Source organism: Nocardia sp. NPDC059228 (genome assembly GCF_042754245.1).
Classification (GTDB): Bacteria; Actinomycetota; Actinomycetes; order Mycobacteriales; family Mycobacteriaceae; genus Nocardia.
In genome coordinates, this window is sequence record NZ_JBHZAL010000002.1 from 489,078 (window position 1) to 505,168 (window position 16,091).

The following is a 16,091-nucleotide window of genomic DNA, read 5'->3' on the forward strand; positions in this document are numbered from 1 at the left end:
TTCTGGTGCACCCGGCCCGGCGCTGCATCACCGGTGTCCGAGATCGGCACGCGTGGTCCGCAGTCTGGCACGATCGGAACCCCCGGGATGGGGGCGGCGGGAACGTGTTCGGTGTGGTCGATCCGGTGCGGGCTACGCGCCCGCATCGCGCGGTGCGGTGCTCCGGATCACGTGGACGAGGTCATATGGGCGCATCGGCTGGGTCGGGCGCAAGGATCGGTAGGTATACCGATCGACCGTGCCCTGCTCCAGGTTTCGCACCAATAGTGCGTCGCCGTCCTGTTCGTCCTCGACCGGGTTGGTGGCGAAGAATCGTTTGAAGTCCTTCGGCGATCGCGAATAGCAGGCGTTGAAGATCTCGTCGAGGCGCTGCTGCGGAACGATGCCGGGACCCATGACCCGCAGGGCATGGATCACGCGAACGGCGACGTCGCGCCAGTTGACCAGCAGTTCTCGTGCGGCGTCGGTCATGATCCATTCGACCAGATTGACCGGGCGCGCCGGACCGAGGTCGGCCGGCGTCAAGCTCGGAATCAGCCGACGCGCGGGTCCGTTGGCGGCGACGACATCCAAATGGGGGAATCTGATGAAAAAGGCGGGCCCGCAGAACGATTCGAGATGAGCGAGATCCTCGCCGCCGATGGTCCGGGGCCAGGGTTTCGTGCGCAGCGTATCCATGTCACCGAGCGCGAGCGACATGATCTTGCGCAACATCCAGTCCGGTGGATTCAGCGCACGGCACCAGGCCGCCAGACCATCGGTGCTCGGATTGCGCAGACCCGCCTCCCACTTCCGCAGGGACGACAGCGTGGTCGACGCGGCCAGGGCCACCTCCTCCTGGGTCAATCCCAGCGCCTCGCGCTGCCGGCGGAGATAGCCCCCGATCTCGGGTCGTTCGCAGACCCACGAGAGCTGCCCGGCGCCGCGACGGACCTGCGTGGGTGGGATCGGGGGAAACGCCGACTGGCCGGGGTGGGGGAGCGGTGCGGCGATCTGCACGGCCAGCCTCTCTATCGAACGTCCTGCGAAGCCTTGCGCGGCCGAGCGGTGTGAATCGGATTCGCTGAAGAACTTTTACCCGACGGGCCGAAACGGCGCACTGTTGGAAAGGTCACAGCGTTCGCAACATGAATATTCGCTGATGCCAACGGTTTTCCGACACCTTTCATGCACCGTTTGTTCATTGAAGTTTGGGTTATGGGGCAAAATCGTGAACAGGGCTCCAAAGCTCATATGTCGTGCCGCCTGGTTGTGCAGGCGATGGGTGTGGGCGTTCGGACGGAAGGTGTGACAATTTGTGTCGCTCGGTCAATCGTTCAGCTCGCGTTCTGGCGTCGCTTTCGGCGTGAAATATGTTTTGGTACAACGTATTTGGTGTTATCTGGCAGAAGGGTCGGGTGGGCGACTCGGCGCGCCTGATCGGTGGTTGCTGCCTTTTTCCTGGCTGACGGGTGCTACTGCGTCCTTCGATGTGCCGATTGGCTGATCCATCCCGCCGGTAGTGTTCGATTCCCCTGTTGCACAGAGATTTATGCCTGATCCAGGGCATGTTGTCGCTGCTGTGTAGCGGGGCGCCGGCGAGTTGTGGTGTGCGGTGCGGGACTGAGTTGCATGCTGTCCGAGTGCATTGCACAGTCTTGGTCGCCAGAAAGCCGTTTCGCAACGAGTTTTGAATTTCCGGCCCCGGTGGCCATCCAGTTCGTCCTCCGCATGGGCGCTGGTGCGGCGACTTATCGCGGAGAAAGAATCCACAGTGGGGACAGCCTTGGACAGCAACGAACCCGATCGGGACGAATCGGACACGTCCGAACCGGCCGTCGAGCCGAACGCCGATGCCGTCGATGCGGTGCCGACCGAATTCATCGAGGCCCCGGGCGAACTCGCCGAGACCGAGGCCCCGGGGAAATGGCAGCTGATGGCTCGCCTGATCGCGTCGCGTCCTGTCCGCCGCCATTTGCCGAAGGTGGCGGCCGGCGCCGCGCTGGCTAGTCTCGTCGTCGGCGTGGTCGCCGCGGCCGAAACGCACGGTGCCGATCCGGCGGCGACCAGTGCCGCGTCGACCGAAGCGGCGAAGGTACCGGATTCGCAGAGCTACGCCGATCTGACGGCAGTGCAGCCCGGGTCGACCATGCCGGAGATCGGTCTCGCCGACAGCTCACTGACTCCGAGCGACGTTCCGGTCCCCACCGACGGCTCCACACCCGACGCCGCGGGCGACCCGGTCGCCGCGACCGATCCGGGCACCGATCCCGCGTCCGCGACAACGGATCCCGCCCAGGAGACCACCACCCCGGATGCGACCACCAGCACCCCCGTCACGACCACGGATACGCCGGTCACGACCACGGATACGCCGACCGCGACCGCCGCGCCCAGCCTCTCCATCGACGCGAGCGCGACCCTCTCGTTCCAGGCGGATCAGTCTTCCGATCCGGGCCAAACCGTTTCGCAGTCGGTGACTCCCACATCGGACCCTGCCGCCACCACAACGACGGTCACGGTGACCACCGACCCCTCGACGACCACTACCGTCCCGTCCACCACCACGATTCCGGTCACCACCACGGCCCCGGTCACCACGCCCCCGTCGACAACGACGACGGTTCCGGTGGCCACCACGACCGCGGCACCCACGACGACGTCGCCGGTGACGACCACGGTTCCCGTGACGACCACGCCCGCGGTGACGCCCGCCCCGGTGACGACGACCGCCCCGCCGCCGACCTCGCCCCACTGCATCGCAGCGTCGCCGCGGAATCAGATGCAGCCGCTGGCATCCCCGACCCTCGCGCATCCGCCGACCGTGAAGCCGCAGCCCGCCCCGCCGGCCGCCCCGGCGCCGAAGCCGCCCGTGCCCGCGACCTCGAAGCCGCCGGTGCCCGCGACCTCGAAGCCGGCCACGCCCCCGGCATCCAAGGCGCCGACACCCCCGCCCGCCCCTCGTCCGTGCGGCTAGGCGCACGGAACGAAACATTGTGCGCACCAGTGAATTTCGCGGAACCATGACGAATTCGTACGTGCCCGGCACGGGTGGCCGGGCGCTGGGCGGGGCTCGGTTGCCCCTGTTCATCGCCGCGGTCGCGCTCACCGTGGCCGGGTGTGCCGCAGGACCGGGCCGGGCGCCGGAACCCGCTCCTCCGGGCTCCGGCGGCCCGATCCCGAAAATCCGGCTCGACGCGATGGACAACAAGCTCGATCAGCTCCGCGAGTGGGCTCGCCCACGGGCCGACAAGGACGGCATCCCGCTCCGCGCGCTGGAGGCGTACGGATACGCCACGGTCGTGCTGGCGAAGGCCCAGCCCGGCTGCCACCTCGGCTGGACCACGCTGGCGGGGATCGCCCGCGTGGAAAGCGATCACGCCCGTTTCGGCGGCGCCACCATCGCGGCCGACGGCCTGGTGCAGCCGCCGATTCGCGGCGTGGCCCTCAACGGCACGGGCGGCAATGCCGTCATCCTCGATCCCGCCTCGACCGCCCGGGCCGGACGCATCGTCTACGCCCGCGCCATGGGCCCGTTCCAGTTCATCCCGGACACCTGGAAGCACTGGGGTGTTCGCGCCGGTGCCGACTATCGCACCCTCGCCGATGCGCTCGAGGCCGCCAAACCCGTTGCCACCGGCGACCTGTCGGGCAACCCGGACAATATCGACGACGCCGCGCTGGCCGCGGGCCGCTACCTGTGCGCCGCCGGCGGCGATCTGGCCACCGCCGCGGGCTGGCGGCAGGCCATCCTCGCCTACAACCATTCCTCGGTCTATGTCGGCCAAGTGCGCACTGCCGCAACTGGTTACGACGCCTGATCGCTGTCCTTCGATTCACTTCATTCGCAATAACGCCGTGACACAAGAGTTCTGTGTCGCGTGATCAGGAGGAATCCATGTCCCGTAAGAGCATTCGGGTCGCCGCTGCCGCCGGTGCGGTGGCGCTGGTCTGTACCGGTGCCGCTATCGCCCATGCCGCCCCCGGCGGCAAGACCGGTCAGGGCAAGGACGCCGACCACGTGCTGCTGATCTCGATCGACGGAATGCACCAGGCGGACCTGGCGTGGTACGTCGAGCAGCATCCGAACTCCGCGCTGGCCTCGCTGGCGAACAACGGCGCCGAGTACACCAACGCACAGACCACCAACCCGTCGGACTCCTTCCCGGGCATGATCGCGCAGTTCACCGGCGCCACCGCGGGACAGTCGGGCGTCTACTACGACGACACCTTCAATCACGACCTGCTGCCCGCCGGCACCACCGACTGCGTCCACACCCCGAAGGGCGCCGAGGTCGCGATGACCGAGGCGATGGACAAGAACCAGAACTCGATCGACGCCGGCCAGGGCCTGGCGGGCCTGCCGGGCAGCATCCTGGGCATGACGGGCAACCCGGCTTCCCTGCTGAACCCGGCGGCCATGCCGGTCGACCCGGCCACCTGCAAGCCGGTCTACCCGAGCCAGTACCTCCAGGTGAACTCGGTCTTCGACGTCCTGCACGCCGCGGGCAAGCTGACCGCCTGGTCGGACAAGCACCCCGCCTACTCGATCCTCGAGGGCAAGGCCGGCAACGCCATCGACGACCTCTTCACCCCGGAGATCAACTCCAATTCCCCGATCGCGGGCCAGGACTGGACCAAGGACGACAAGTCCACCCAGCAGTACGACGGCTACAAGGTGCAGGCCGTCCTCAACGAGATCGACGGCTACGACCACGGCCACACCAAGCAGGTCGGTGAGCCGGCCGTCTTCGGCATGAACTTCCAGACCGTCTCCGTCGCGCAGAAGCTGCCGACCTCCGACGGCATGACCGGTGGCTACCAGGCCGACGGCGTAACCCCCGGCGCGCTGCTGTCCGGTGCGCTCGACTACGTGGACGGCCAGCTGGGCAAGCTGCTCGGCGAGCTGAAGACCAAGGGCGAGGACAAGAACACCACCGTCATCGTCTCCGCCAAGCACGGCCAGTCGCCCACCAAGCCGAGCGACCTGACCCGCATCGACGACGGCCCGATCATGACCGCCCTCAACGCCGCCTGGAAGGCCGAGCACCCCGAGGCCACCAAGGACCTGGTCGCCTTCAGCGTGAACGACGACGCCATGCTGCTGTGGCTGAACGACCGTTCGCAGGCCGCCGCCGATTTCGCCGAGCAGTGGCTGCTGGCCGACAACGGCACCGGCAATGACATCAGCGGACACCCGAAGGCGTACACCAAGTCCGGCCTGACCGAGGTGCACGCCGGTGCCGGCGCCGCCTCGTACCTGGGCGCCCCGGAGAACGACCCTCGCCACCCCGACCTGGTCGGCGTCGCACAGGTCGGCACCGTCTACACCGGTGGCAAGGGCAAGATCGCCGAGCACGGCGGCGCGAACCGGGCCGACCGCAATGTCCCGCTGATCGTCTCCGGCCCGGGCGCCAAGAAGACGGTCGTGACCGACGCCGTGCAGACCACCCAGATCGCCCCGACCATCCTGAAGCTGCTGGACGAGAACCCGCAGAAGCTGGATGCCGCCAAGGCCCACGGCGTGCGCGAACTGCCGAACCTGGGCTGATCCGATTCGGATCACGCGCCCACGACGGCCCGCCGGTCCGCCCCGGCGGGCCGTTCCGTGCCCGGCCGCCGGGAGAACCAACGGACCGGGCGAACCCGGCCCGTCGCCGTTTCGTGGCCTAGATGGAGGACTCGGACGGGGCGGTCGGCGGCGGGAGGCCGGCGTCGGGAGTGGAGGCGGAGCGTGCGGGCGCGATGGTCGCGACGATGGGGGCGGGAGCTGCTGCGGGCATGGCGGGAATATCGTCTCGACGGTGGCGGCTATCCTTGGACGGTCATGAAGTCGGCTTTCCCGGGTCCGGTCGGTGCCCAGACGGTCTACCTCGATCACGCGGCCACGACACCCATGTTCCCGGTCGCTGTCGAGGCGATGTGCGCTGCGCTGGGGATGACGGGGAACGCGTCGTCGTTGCACGGGTCCGGGCGGGCCGCCCGGCGGGTGCTGGAGGAGGCGCGGGAGTCGATCGCGGCGGGGCTGGGGGCGCGGCCGTCGGAAGTGATCTTCACCTCGGGCGGGACCGAGAGCGACAATCTCGCCGTCAAGGGCATCTACTGGGCGCGGCGTGACGCCGATCCACGGCGGAACCGGATCCTGGTGAGCGCGGTGGAGCATCACGCGGTGCTGGACACCGTGGAGTGGCTCGAGCAGCACGAGGGCGCGCGCATCACGTGGCTGGAGTGCGATGCCCAGGGCATCGTCTCGCCGCGCACGCTGCGCGACGCGCTGGCCGAGTACGCCGCCGAGACTGCGCTGGTGAGCGTCATGTGGGCCAACAACGAGGTCGGCACCATCCAGCCGATCCAGGAATTGGCCGCGGTGGCACAGGAATTCGACGTGCCCATGCACAGCGACGCGGTGCAGGCCGCGGCGCAACTGCCCATCGACTTCGCCGCCAGCGGCCTGGCCGCGGCCAGTTTCGCCGGGCACAAGGTCGGCGGACCGCACGGCGCGGGCGTGCTGCTGCTGGGGCGGCAGGTGCCGGCGGTGCCGCTGCTGCACGGTGGCGGGCACGAGCGGGATCTGCGCTCGGGCACCTCGGACGTACCCGCGGCGGCCGGCCTGGCCGCCGCGATTCGCGAGACCGTGGCCGGCCTGGCCGTGCGCGCGGTCGACCTGGAGCGGCTGCGGGACCGGCTCATCGAGGGCGTGCGCGCCGTCGTGCCGGACGCGGTGCTCAACGGGGCGACCGGCACCCAGCGCATGCCGGGCAACGCCCACTTCACGTTCCCCGGCTGCGAGGGCGACTCGCTGCTCATGCTGCTGGACGCCGCCGGGATCGAATGCTCGACCGGATCCGCGTGCAATGCCGGTGTGGCCGGACCCTCCCATGTGCTGCTGGCCATGGGCGTGGAACCGGCGCTGGCGCGCGGATCCCTGCGATTCTCATTGGGACACAATTCGACCGACGCCGATATCGATGCCCTGCTGGCCGTGCTGCCGCAGGTGGTGGAACGGGCGAAGGCGGCCGGACTGGCCGGAGCGAAGGGAGGCTTCTAGATGCGAGTACTTGCCGCGATGAGTGGTGGCGTGGATTCCGCCGTGGCGGCCGCCCGCGCGGTGGACGCCGGACACGAGGTGGTCGGCGTGCACCTGGCGCTGTCGGCGAACCCGGGCACGCTACGCACCGGATCGCGCGGCTGCTGCTCCAAGGAGGACGCCGGTGACGCCCGGCGGGCGGCCGACGTGCTCGGAATCCCGTTCTACGTCTGGGATTTCGCCGACCGGTTCAAGGAGGACGTGATCGACGACTTCGTCGCCGCGTACGCCGCCGGTGAGACCCCCAACCCGTGCCTGCGTTGCAACGAGAAGATCAAGTTCTCGGCGCTGGCCGACCGCGCGGTGGCCCTGGGCTTCGACGCCGTCGTCACCGGGCACTACGCGCGGCTCGCGGACGGCGTGCTGCGCCGGGCCGTGGACGAGGACAAGGACCAGTCCTACGTGCTGGCCGTCCTTACCGCCGAACAGCTTTCGCGCGCCATGTTCCCGGTCGGCGACACTCCGAAGCCGCAGATCCGTGCCGAGGCCGCCGAGCGCGGGCTGGCGGTGGCCGGCAAGCCCGACAGCCACGACATCTGCTTCATCCCCTCCGGCGACACCCAGGCCTTCCTGGGCGCCAAGATCGGCATCCGCCCCGGCGCGGTGCTCGACGCCGACGGCACCAAGCTCGCCGACCACGAGGGCGTGCACGGCTTCACCATCGGCCAGCGCAAGGGCCTGGGCCTGCCCGGCCCGGCCGCCGACGGCAAGCCACGCTACGTGACCGGCATCGACCCGGACACCGGCACCGTGCACGTGGGCTCGGCCAAGGACCTGGAGGTGTGGACGGTGCGCGCCGACCGCGCCATCTGGACCTCGGGTGAAAGTCCTTCCGGCCCGGTGGAATGCGTGGCCCAGGTGCGTGCCCACGGCGGCATCGCCCCGGCCGTCGCCGAGGCCGTGGACGGCGGCCTGGTGGTGCGGCTGCGCACACCGCTCACCGGTGTCGCCCGCGGCCAGGCCGTGGTCCTGTACCGCCCGGACCCGGCGGGAGACGAGGTGCTGGGCAGCGGCACCATCTCCGGTACCGAACGCGAACCTCATTCGTACGCAAGCGAACTGGTCTCGGATAGCGCCCGGTGAGCGACCGCCACACGCGCGGACGCGCGAAATCATATGTAGCGGCGCAGATTCGATCGACCTCCCGGGTCGTCTGGCGCACCGGAATGCCGCAGCCGCTGCGCCTGCGCCCGCGCCGCGCGCCGGGGCGGGCCAGGCTCGGCCGGAACGCCGCGGGCAGCGCCGCGCCGGAGCAGATCGCCCGCACCGACACCGGCGAATTCCGGCCCGGCGAGCCGCAACCCGGCCCCGACGGGAAAACGGATGTGGCGAACGGCACCGGCCGCGGTCGGGCACGGACCGGGGTGGTCGTCCGGGTCACCCCGTATGCCGAGCGCGGCCGCCCCACGACCGGGCCCGGCGCGCCCGCCGACGCGGCCGAGCGGGCGGGCAAGACCTGGGACTGGTTCGTCAACGCGACCTGCTGGGACTGGTACACGAATTCGAGCAGCCGCACCGAACGCGGCAATGCCGACGAGTGACCTCGCGCGGCTCGGCAGCCCGCTTCGCCGCGCAGTGCACGACGGCTCGCACGCGATCCGGTTCGCTCCGGGCGGGAGTTCGTCGACGCCTCTGAAACGGGGCGAGCCGGATGCCGGGCGGCCGGGTCGACGCCGAGGTGACGAGTTCGGTTGGTACGCGGGGTTTTCGGAACGGACGGCCGAGTGATACGGGATGGCTGGGATGACTGACGACACGAACACGGCGGTACTGCGCGGCGGCATCGCGACCGGCGTGGGCTCGTGGCCGGGGACCGATCCGCGGGAGGCGGCGGCAACCGTGGTGGGGGAGCTGGGGCAGCTGCCGCATCTCGTCGAACTGCCCGGCCGTGGCGTGGGCGCGGACATGGTCGGACGGGTGTCGGGCCTGCTGGTGGACATGCAGTTCGACAGCACCACGCGCGGATATCGGCTGGCGGCGCGACCGGGCGCGGTCGCGCGCCGGGCCCGCGATCTGCTGCGCACCGATCTGGACGCGCTCGAAGAGGCATGGGAGACAGGCGGTTTCGCGGGCTCCGGCCATCCGGTGAAGGTGCAGGTGGCCGGGCCGCTGACGGTGGCCGCGGAGGTGGAGCTGCCGGGCGGGCATCGCGTGCTGACCGATTCCGGTGCGCTACGCGATCTTTCGGAGTCGCTGGCCGAGGGCATCGCGAATCATGTGGCGGAGGTGGGCAAGCGGCTGGGCGCACAGGTCGTGCTCCAGATCGACGAGCCGGACCTGACGGCCGTGCTGAACGGCACGCTGAAGGGCGTGAGCGTCCTGAACACGGTGCGCGCCATGCCCGAACCCGAGGCGCTGCACATCCTGGACATCGTCGCGGGCAGCCAGTCCGTGCCGGTGCTGGTGCACACCTGCGCCGACCGGCCCGCGCTGGGGTTCCTGCGCAAGAGCGGGGCGGCCGCGGTCGGCTTCGACATGGCCGCCGTCGGCACCCCCGACCTCGACCGGATCGGCGAATTGCTGGACAGCGGAAAGCACCTGGTGCTCGGGCTGGTGCCGACCACCGCGCCGGCCGCGCCCGTCACCTGGCGCGATATCGCGGAACCCGGTGTGCGCCTGATGGATCGGCTCGGTTTCCCGCGGCGCCTGCTGGCCGAGCAGATCCTGGTCGCCCCGGCCTGCGGCCTGGCCGGAGCCCCGCTGTCCTGGGCGCGCCGCGCGCTGAGCCTGGCGGCCGAGACCGCGCGCGCCTACGCCGAGGAGCCGGAGTCGCTCACCTTCGAGTGAGGCCGTGTGGCAGCGTGACGCTGTGCCGCAGGGTGTTTCGGCGGGTGCGGCTCACATCCGGGTCAGGATGTCCAGCGCGATCGCCACCGACGCCTGGTTGCTCTCCTCGTCGGAGAGTTCCAGATCGCCCATCATGGACAGGCTCCAGCTGATGGCCAGCAGCGCCTGCCGGGCGTGAAAAGTGGCCAGCGGCTCCGTGCTCGGCGCGGTCATGAGGTCGGCCAGCACCCGGAACTGGTAGCGCAGGCTGGTGCCGAACCCGAGGTCCCGGAAGGCGGGCTGGTTCTCGTGCCAGAACCGGATCATGTCCTTGCCGAGGCTGTGCAGCAGCGCGCCGTAGCGAATCACGATCTCGCGGGCCCGCTCCGGCCCCGGCGGCGTGGCCTCGGCCCACTGCACGATCTCGTCGATACCGCCGCGCAGATCCTCCGACAGGCTGGCGACAATGTCTTCCTTGGTCCGGAAGTGGTAGTAGAGCGCGGCTTTCGTGACGCCCAGGCGCTCGGCGATCTCGCGCAACGAGGTCTTCTCATAGCCGCGCTCGGAGAACAGCTCCATGGCGACGGAGCGAATCCGTTCCCGCGTATCACTGCGACGCCCGTCCATCGAGTCCTTCTTTCGGTACCCCGCCCTTGTTCCTTGACGACGGTCCCTTTGCTTGACGACCGGCAAGGTGAAGCCTAGCGTCTCCATCACCGGCCGATACCTAGCCGGTCGGCAAGTTACTTTGCGCAGTGGGGAGCAGAACATGACCGAGACAGCAGCGACAGTGCCGGTCGACGGCGTGGCCGTGACAGCTATCGGGGTCGCCATCATCCGGGCACGGGAATCCGAACGCGACCATCGCCTCTACGACGATCCGCAGGCGAAGAACTTCGTGGCCGCGGCCCGCAAAGGTTTCACCCCCGAACGCTGGGCGCGCATGGAAGCCCTGGCCGACCAGTTCTACGACGGCCGCACCATCGGCGTACGCCTCGTCGACGAGCGCTTCCGCGAGGCGATCGATGCGGGCTGCGGCCAGATCGTCCTCCTGGGCGCCGGTCTGGACACCCGCGCCTACCGCCTCGACCTCCCACCCGCCCTGCACATCTACGAGATCGACCTACCCGAACTCTTCGCCTTCAAGGAACCGGTCCTGTCGGCCACCGCCGCCACCCCCGCCTGCCACCGCCACGTGGTCATCGCCGACCTCCGCGAAAATTGGCGAAAACCCCTGCTCGACACCGGCTTCGACCCAACCGTCCCGACCTACTGGGTCGACGAGGGCTCCCTCGGCTACCTCAATCAGGACTGGAACCGCCAGGTAGTCCAGACCCTCACCGAACTATCCGCCCCCGCAAGCCGTTTCGGGGCGGCCCGCATCCCCATCGACCCCGAAGCCCCTCGGTACCGAGACCTCCGCCGCCTCGTCTCCGGCGACAACACCCCACAACCAACCCCACCCGCCCCCGACTTCGACGTCCAACACTGGCTCGAGAACATCGGCTGGACCACCGAATTCCGCACCTGGAACGACATGACCTCCCACCTACCCCGCCCCACCACCCTGGTCGACCCCCGCATCGGCACCATCGCCGCCATCCGCCGCTGAGTCCCGCCCAGAAGCATCGGAAAGGCTCAGTAGCCCTGGTTCTTCGGGCGTTTGGAGCCGAAGTAGGGGCGGGCGCCGGGGTGGTCGAGTTGCCATTTGTCGGGCTTGCCGGAGGGGTAGGTGACGGGGATCTGGTCGCCGATGGAGGGCCAGTTGTCGACGTCCCAGGCGAAGCGGCCGTAGACCTCGTGGGCGAACACGGTGGGGCCGGAGATGCTGCCGGCGATGGTGACGTACTGCTCGCCGAGGTCGTCGGGGCGGGGGCTGACGCCGGTGACGTGGAGAGTGCCGGATTCGAGGCCTGCGGGCGAGGCGTTCCAGGAGGCGGCGAGCGGGTCGCCGGGGAAGGCTCGTGAGCCGCCGCCGTTGCCGCGACGGTAGTACACCAGGGCCGCGGCCAGTGCGCCGCCGATCAGCAGGACGAACATGAGCTGCAGGAGCATGAACTCCATGCTAGGCGGCGTGGAGTTCATGCCCGGCCGGGGCCGTGTGACGAGCGGCCGGGGCCGTGTGACGACCGGTGCGGCTAGTGGGCGGTGAGTTCGGAGATGCCGTTGTGGCGGCGCAGCTGCCAGACCGTGGTGCGCTTGGACTGGGAGCGGCCGTTGCCGCGGTCGATGAGGGTGCGGTTGGCGGTGGTGAAGACCAATTGCGCGCCCTGGGTATTGGTTTCGGGATTCTGGAACAGCTGGATGAGGCTGTCGGCCGTTTCGGGGGTGAGGGCGGCGTCGATATCGTCCACCGCCAGCACGCCGCCGGTGTCGAGGGCGTCGAGCATGGGCGGCAGCAGGCGCAGCATGGCCAGGGTGGCGCTGGACTCGTCGGTGATGTCGAAGGCGGTTTCGATGCCCTCGTGGGTGAGGCCCAGGCCGACGCCGCGGCGGGCCACCATGCGGGAGTACAGCGCGTCCCGGGCGGCATAGAGGTTGGCCAGTTCGCGCTGCAACAGGGTGACGGTGATGCCGTGCTCGAGGAACATCTCCTCGGCGTAGTTCGCCGAGACCGTGCAGGACTCGATTTCCTTTGTGGTGGAGGCGATATCGGCGTCCAGGTCACGGAGGTAGTCGGCGTACATGGGGTCGTCGGACGGCAGCAGCAGATCGGTGATGCCGAGGTCGGCGGCGCGCAGCAGGGTCAGCAGGCGCACCGCATGGTCGGTCGAGCGCGAGATGTGCGAGCCCACCCGGTGCGCGACCTCCTGCGGATCCGGCTGCCCGCACTGCACTTCCAGCAGCGACTGGAACCAGCGGTAGGCCGGGACCAGCGGCTCGGCGTACAACTGCCCGGACAGGCTGAGCAGCAGGGCATTCGGGCGCACCAGCGGCACCACGGCACCCAGCCCGTAGCGCGCGGCCTCGAACATGGGCCCGATGCGGATGTCGTCGCCGGCGCGCTCGAACACCACGCGCTTGCGATTGTGCGGATGCGAGTGCAGCCATTCCGCGGCCACGTCGGCATTGTCGAGCCGGAACCCGTAGGTGTACGGGCACCCCTCGGCGACGAAGTTCGCCACGAATTCCGAAGGGCGATCGGAGAATCCGAGGTGCGGCGTCCGAACCGGACCGGAGTAGGGATCCCACCCGGTGACCGAATTGAGTACGGCGTCGCGCATGCGATCGAGCGCGTCGACGAGGCCCGTCTTGCCGGTGGCGGCCGTCCCGTAGACGGCGGTGACCGGTGTGGCGACCGGCCCGCTACCCCGGGTCAGCCGCAGTTCCTGCGGTTCGGCGAGGGACCGATGATTCGACACCTGAAAACTACGCAACACCCTGGACATCCTGCCGGTCGCGGGTCGGAAATGCGACTCACCTTATTCGGGCATTCCGTGAGGGCGGCACCCGGAGGGCAACTTTCGCGATATCCGGGTTCGAAACCGGGGCGACCGGCACGGACCGCGCCGCGACCGGATGACGGTGTGCACGAACCGCAGCGGAGCAGTGCGCGAACCTCAGCGGAGCAGACCGTAGGCGCGGGCGGGAGTGAGGCGGACGACGGCGCGGCGGTCGGTGACCATGGCGTGGCGGTAGTCGTCCCAGTCGGGGTGCTCGCCGCTGAGGGCACGGTAGTAGGCGACCAATTCGTCGACCGTGGCGTCGCCGGGATCGGCGGCGACGGGGGAGACCTCGGCCTCGCCTTCGATGACCGCGTACGACCAGAAGTCGTCGCTGCTCATGTGCAGCGCGGCCCACGGGTCCCGGACCAGATTGTGGTACTTGGCACGGTCGGCGGTGATGGAGATCCGGATGATGCCGTCCTCGCCGGTCCAGTGCAGCACATTGGACAGCTGCGGACGGGTGTCGCGGCGAATCGTGGTGAGCACCGACTTGCGGTGGGAGCGCGCGAAATCGACTGCCTTGGCGAGGTCCATACCGAGTGGAACCCGGCCGGTTGCGGGCGTGTTCCCGAGGCCGGAAAAACCTCGCTTCAGGCGTGCGACGTGCGGGAATGTTGATCGAAGCTGTCGGTGGGGCGGGATAGAGTGCCTGGTGTGAGCGAATCGGGCATGGAGATCACCGCGGCGAGCGGGGACGAGCGCGTCGAGTGGCAGCGGCTGGCGGAGGAGGTTCGCGACCACCAGTTCCGTTACTACGTGCGGGACGCGCCGGTCATTTCCGACGGCGAGTTCGACGAGTTGTTCAACCGGCTGGTGGCGCTCGAGGAGGCGCATCCGGATCTGCGCACCCCGGATTCGCCCACCCAGCTGGTCGGCGGCGGCTTCACCACCGAATTCCAGCCCGTGGATCACCTGGAGCGGATGTACTCGCTGGACAACGTCTTCAACGAGGACGAGATGCGGCAGTGGGTCGCCAAGGTGGAGGCCGATGCCGGCACCGATCTGCACTACGTGTGCGAGGTGAAGATCGACGGCGTCGCCCTCAACCTCGTCTACGAGGACGGCAAGCTGGTGCGCGGCGCCACCCGCGGCGACGGCCGCACCGGTGAGGACGTCACCCTCAATGCGCGCACCATCGAGGACATTCCGCACGAGCTCATCCACAGCGACGAGTTCCCGGTGCCGAAGCTCCTGGAAGTGCGCGGCGAGGCGTTCATGACGCTGGCCGACTTCGAGTCGCTCAATGCCGCCATCGTCGCGGAAGGCAAAGCGCCGTACGCGAATCCGCGCAATACCGCCGCCGGGTCGCTGCGGCAGAAGGATCCCGCGGTGACGGCGCGGCGGCGGCTGCGCATGATCTGCCACGGCTTCGGCCGGCTGGAGGGCTTCGCGCCGGAATCGCAGTTCGAGGCCTACCGCGCGCTGGCCTCCTGGGGGCTGCCGGTGTCGGCGCACACGATCCGGGTGCAGGGCGCGGACGCGGTGGTCGACCGCATCGACTACTGGGGCGAGCACCGCCACGATATCGAGCACGAGATCGACGGCCAGGTCATCAAGGTCGACGAGTTCAGCCTGCAGCGCCGCCTGGGCTCCACCTCGCGCGCGCCGCGCTGGGCCATCGCCTACAAGTACCCGCCGGAGGAGGCCACCACCAAGCTGCTCGACATTCAGGTGAATGTCGGTCGCACCGGCCGGGTTACGCCGTTCGCGGTCATGCAGCCGGTCACCGTGGCGGGCTCCACCGTCGCCATGGCCACCCTGCACAACGCCTCCGAGGTACAGCGCAAGGGCGTGCTCATCGGCGACACCGTCACCATCCGCAAGGCCGGGGACGTGATTCCCGAGGTGCTGGGCCCGGTGGTGGATGCCCGCGACGGCAGCGAGCGGGAATTCGTGATGCCCACGCACTGCCCCGAGTGCGGCACCGAGCTGGCCCCGGCCAAGGAGGGCGACGCCGATATCCGCTGCCCCAACCAGCAGTACTGTCCGGCGCAGCTGCGGGAACGGGTATTCCACGTGGCCGGGCGCGGCGCGTTCGATATCGAGGCGCTGGGCTACGAGGCCGCCATCGACCTGTTGAAGTCGGGCGCCATCGCCGACGAGGGCGACCTGTTCTCCCTCGACGCGGACAGGCTGCTCACCACGACGCTGTTCACCAACAAGAGCGGCACCCTGTCGGCCAATGGCAAACGCCTGCTGGAGAACCTGGAGTCCGCCAAGGACCGCCCGCTGTGGCGCGTGCTGGTCGCCCTCTCCATCCGCCATACCGGTCCCACCGCGGCCCGCGCCCTGGCCACCGCGTTCGGCAGCATGGACCGCATCCGGGAGGCCTCGGCCGAGGAACTGGCCGCCACCGACGGCGTCGGCCCCACCATTGCCGCCGCGGTCACCGAATGGTTCACGGTGCCCTGGCATCTCGAGATCGTCGACAAGTGGACCGCCGCCGGCGTCCGGATGGAGGACGAGCGCGACGAGTCCATCGAGCGCAACCTGGAGGGCCTGTCCATCGTGGTGACCGGCTCGCTGGAAGGCTTCACCCGCGACGGCGCGAAGGAGGCCATCCTCGTCCGCGGCGGCAAGGCGGCCGGATCCGTCTCCAAGAAGACCGCTTTCGTGGTGATCGGCGACGCACCCGGCTCGAAGGCCGCCAAGGCCGAGGAACTGGGTGTTCCCATCCTCGACGAGGCAGGTTTCGTGAAACTGCTCGAGGGCGGCCCGGAGGCGGTATCGGAAGTCCCGGAAGCGGACTCCGAGAGCCCGGAGGCGGTGTCATAGAGCCCGGAGGCGGTGTCCTGGAGGCCGATTCGCACCGG

Annotated in this window: 14 protein-coding genes; 9 read left to right on the forward strand and 5 right to left on the reverse strand. The window is 69.3% G+C overall.

Features of this window, described 5'->3' with window-relative positions; genetic code table 11:
* Positions 1–132 precede the first annotated feature (132 nt).
* Positions 133–999, reverse strand: coding sequence for a helix-turn-helix domain-containing protein (locus ACFXKA_RS06160; protein ID WP_379426327.1), 867 nt, complete (start codon positions 997–999; stop codon positions 133–135).
* A 754-nt stretch (positions 1,000–1,753) separates the two neighbouring features.
* Here ACFXKA_RS06160 and ACFXKA_RS06165 point away from each other — a divergent pair.
* The 7 genes from ACFXKA_RS06165 (at position 1,754) to ACFXKA_RS06195 (ending at position 9,853) form a co-directional block, all read left to right on the forward strand.
* Entirely contained in the window at positions 1,754–2,956 is a 1,203-nt protein-coding gene (locus tag ACFXKA_RS06165; RefSeq protein WP_379426328.1) for a hypothetical protein, read from the forward strand.
* A gap of 46 nt (positions 2,957–3,002) precedes the next feature.
* Positions 3,003–3,800: a murein transglycosylase gene (locus ACFXKA_RS06170; protein WP_379426329.1), complete on the forward strand. Its 798-nt coding sequence runs from the start codon at positions 3,003–3,005 to the stop codon at positions 3,798–3,800.
* A 77-nt stretch (positions 3,801–3,877) separates the two neighbouring features.
* Entirely contained in the window at positions 3,878–5,530 is a 1,653-nt protein-coding gene (locus tag ACFXKA_RS06175; RefSeq protein ID WP_379426330.1) for an alkaline phosphatase family protein, read from the forward strand.
* A 276-nt stretch (positions 5,531–5,806) separates the two neighbouring features.
* Entirely contained in the window at positions 5,807–7,027 is a 1,221-nt protein-coding gene (locus ACFXKA_RS06180) for a cysteine desulfurase family protein (protein WP_354835226.1), read from the forward strand.
* Positions 7,028–8,149: a tRNA 2-thiouridine(34) synthase MnmA gene (mnmA, locus tag ACFXKA_RS06185; protein WP_354835228.1), complete on the forward strand. Its 1,122-nt coding sequence runs from the start codon at positions 7,028–7,030 to the stop codon at positions 8,147–8,149.
* A gap of 83 nt (positions 8,150–8,232) precedes the next feature.
* A complete protein-coding gene (locus tag ACFXKA_RS06190; protein WP_379426331.1) occupies positions 8,233–8,607 on the forward strand; it encodes a hypothetical protein in 375 nt (124 codons plus the stop codon).
* A 202-nt stretch (positions 8,608–8,809) separates the two neighbouring features.
* Positions 8,810–9,853 (forward strand): methionine synthase, encoded by a 1,044-nt coding sequence (locus ACFXKA_RS06195; RefSeq protein ID WP_379426332.1) that lies wholly within the window; start codon positions 8,810–8,812, stop codon positions 9,851–9,853.
* Positions 9,854–9,904: 51 nt separating this feature from the next.
* Here ACFXKA_RS06195 and ACFXKA_RS06200 read toward each other — a convergent pair whose 3' ends face one another.
* The gene (locus tag ACFXKA_RS06200) at positions 9,905–10,459 is read right to left on the reverse strand and encodes a helix-turn-helix domain-containing protein (RefSeq protein ID WP_354835234.1); all 555 of its coding nucleotides are present in this window, start codon (positions 10,457–10,459) and stop codon (positions 9,905–9,907) included.
* A gap of 142 nt (positions 10,460–10,601) precedes the next feature.
* On the opposite strand from ACFXKA_RS06200, the gene ACFXKA_RS06205 reads away from it, so the two are divergent.
* Complete coding sequence (locus ACFXKA_RS06205) at positions 10,602–11,444, forward strand: SAM-dependent methyltransferase (RefSeq protein ID WP_379426333.1); 843 nt, start codon at positions 10,602–10,604, stop codon at positions 11,442–11,444.
* Positions 11,445–11,470: 26 nt separating this feature from the next.
* Here ACFXKA_RS06205 and ACFXKA_RS06210 read toward each other — a convergent pair whose 3' ends face one another.
* The 3 genes from ACFXKA_RS06210 to ACFXKA_RS06220 form a co-directional block, all read right to left on the reverse strand.
* A complete protein-coding gene (locus ACFXKA_RS06210; protein WP_379426334.1) occupies positions 11,471–11,887 on the reverse strand; it encodes a hypothetical protein in 417 nt (138 codons plus the stop codon).
* A gap of 83 nt (positions 11,888–11,970) precedes the next feature.
* The gene (locus ACFXKA_RS06215; RefSeq protein ID WP_379426335.1) at positions 11,971–13,212 is read right to left on the reverse strand and encodes an ATP/GTP-binding protein; all 1,242 of its coding nucleotides are present in this window, start codon (positions 13,210–13,212) and stop codon (positions 11,971–11,973) included.
* Between the two features lie 180 nt (positions 13,213–13,392).
* On the reverse strand, positions 13,393–13,812 hold the full coding sequence (locus ACFXKA_RS06220) for a PPOX class F420-dependent oxidoreductase (RefSeq protein WP_354835242.1): 420 nt from the start codon (positions 13,810–13,812) through the stop codon (positions 13,393–13,395).
* Positions 13,813–13,947: 135 nt separating this feature from the next.
* On the opposite strand from ACFXKA_RS06220, the gene ligA reads away from it, so the two are divergent.
* Positions 13,948–16,053 (forward strand): NAD-dependent DNA ligase LigA, encoded by a 2,106-nt coding sequence (ligA, locus tag ACFXKA_RS06225; RefSeq protein WP_379426368.1) that lies wholly within the window; start codon positions 13,948–13,950, stop codon positions 16,051–16,053.
* Positions 16,054–16,091: the final 38 nt, after the last annotated feature.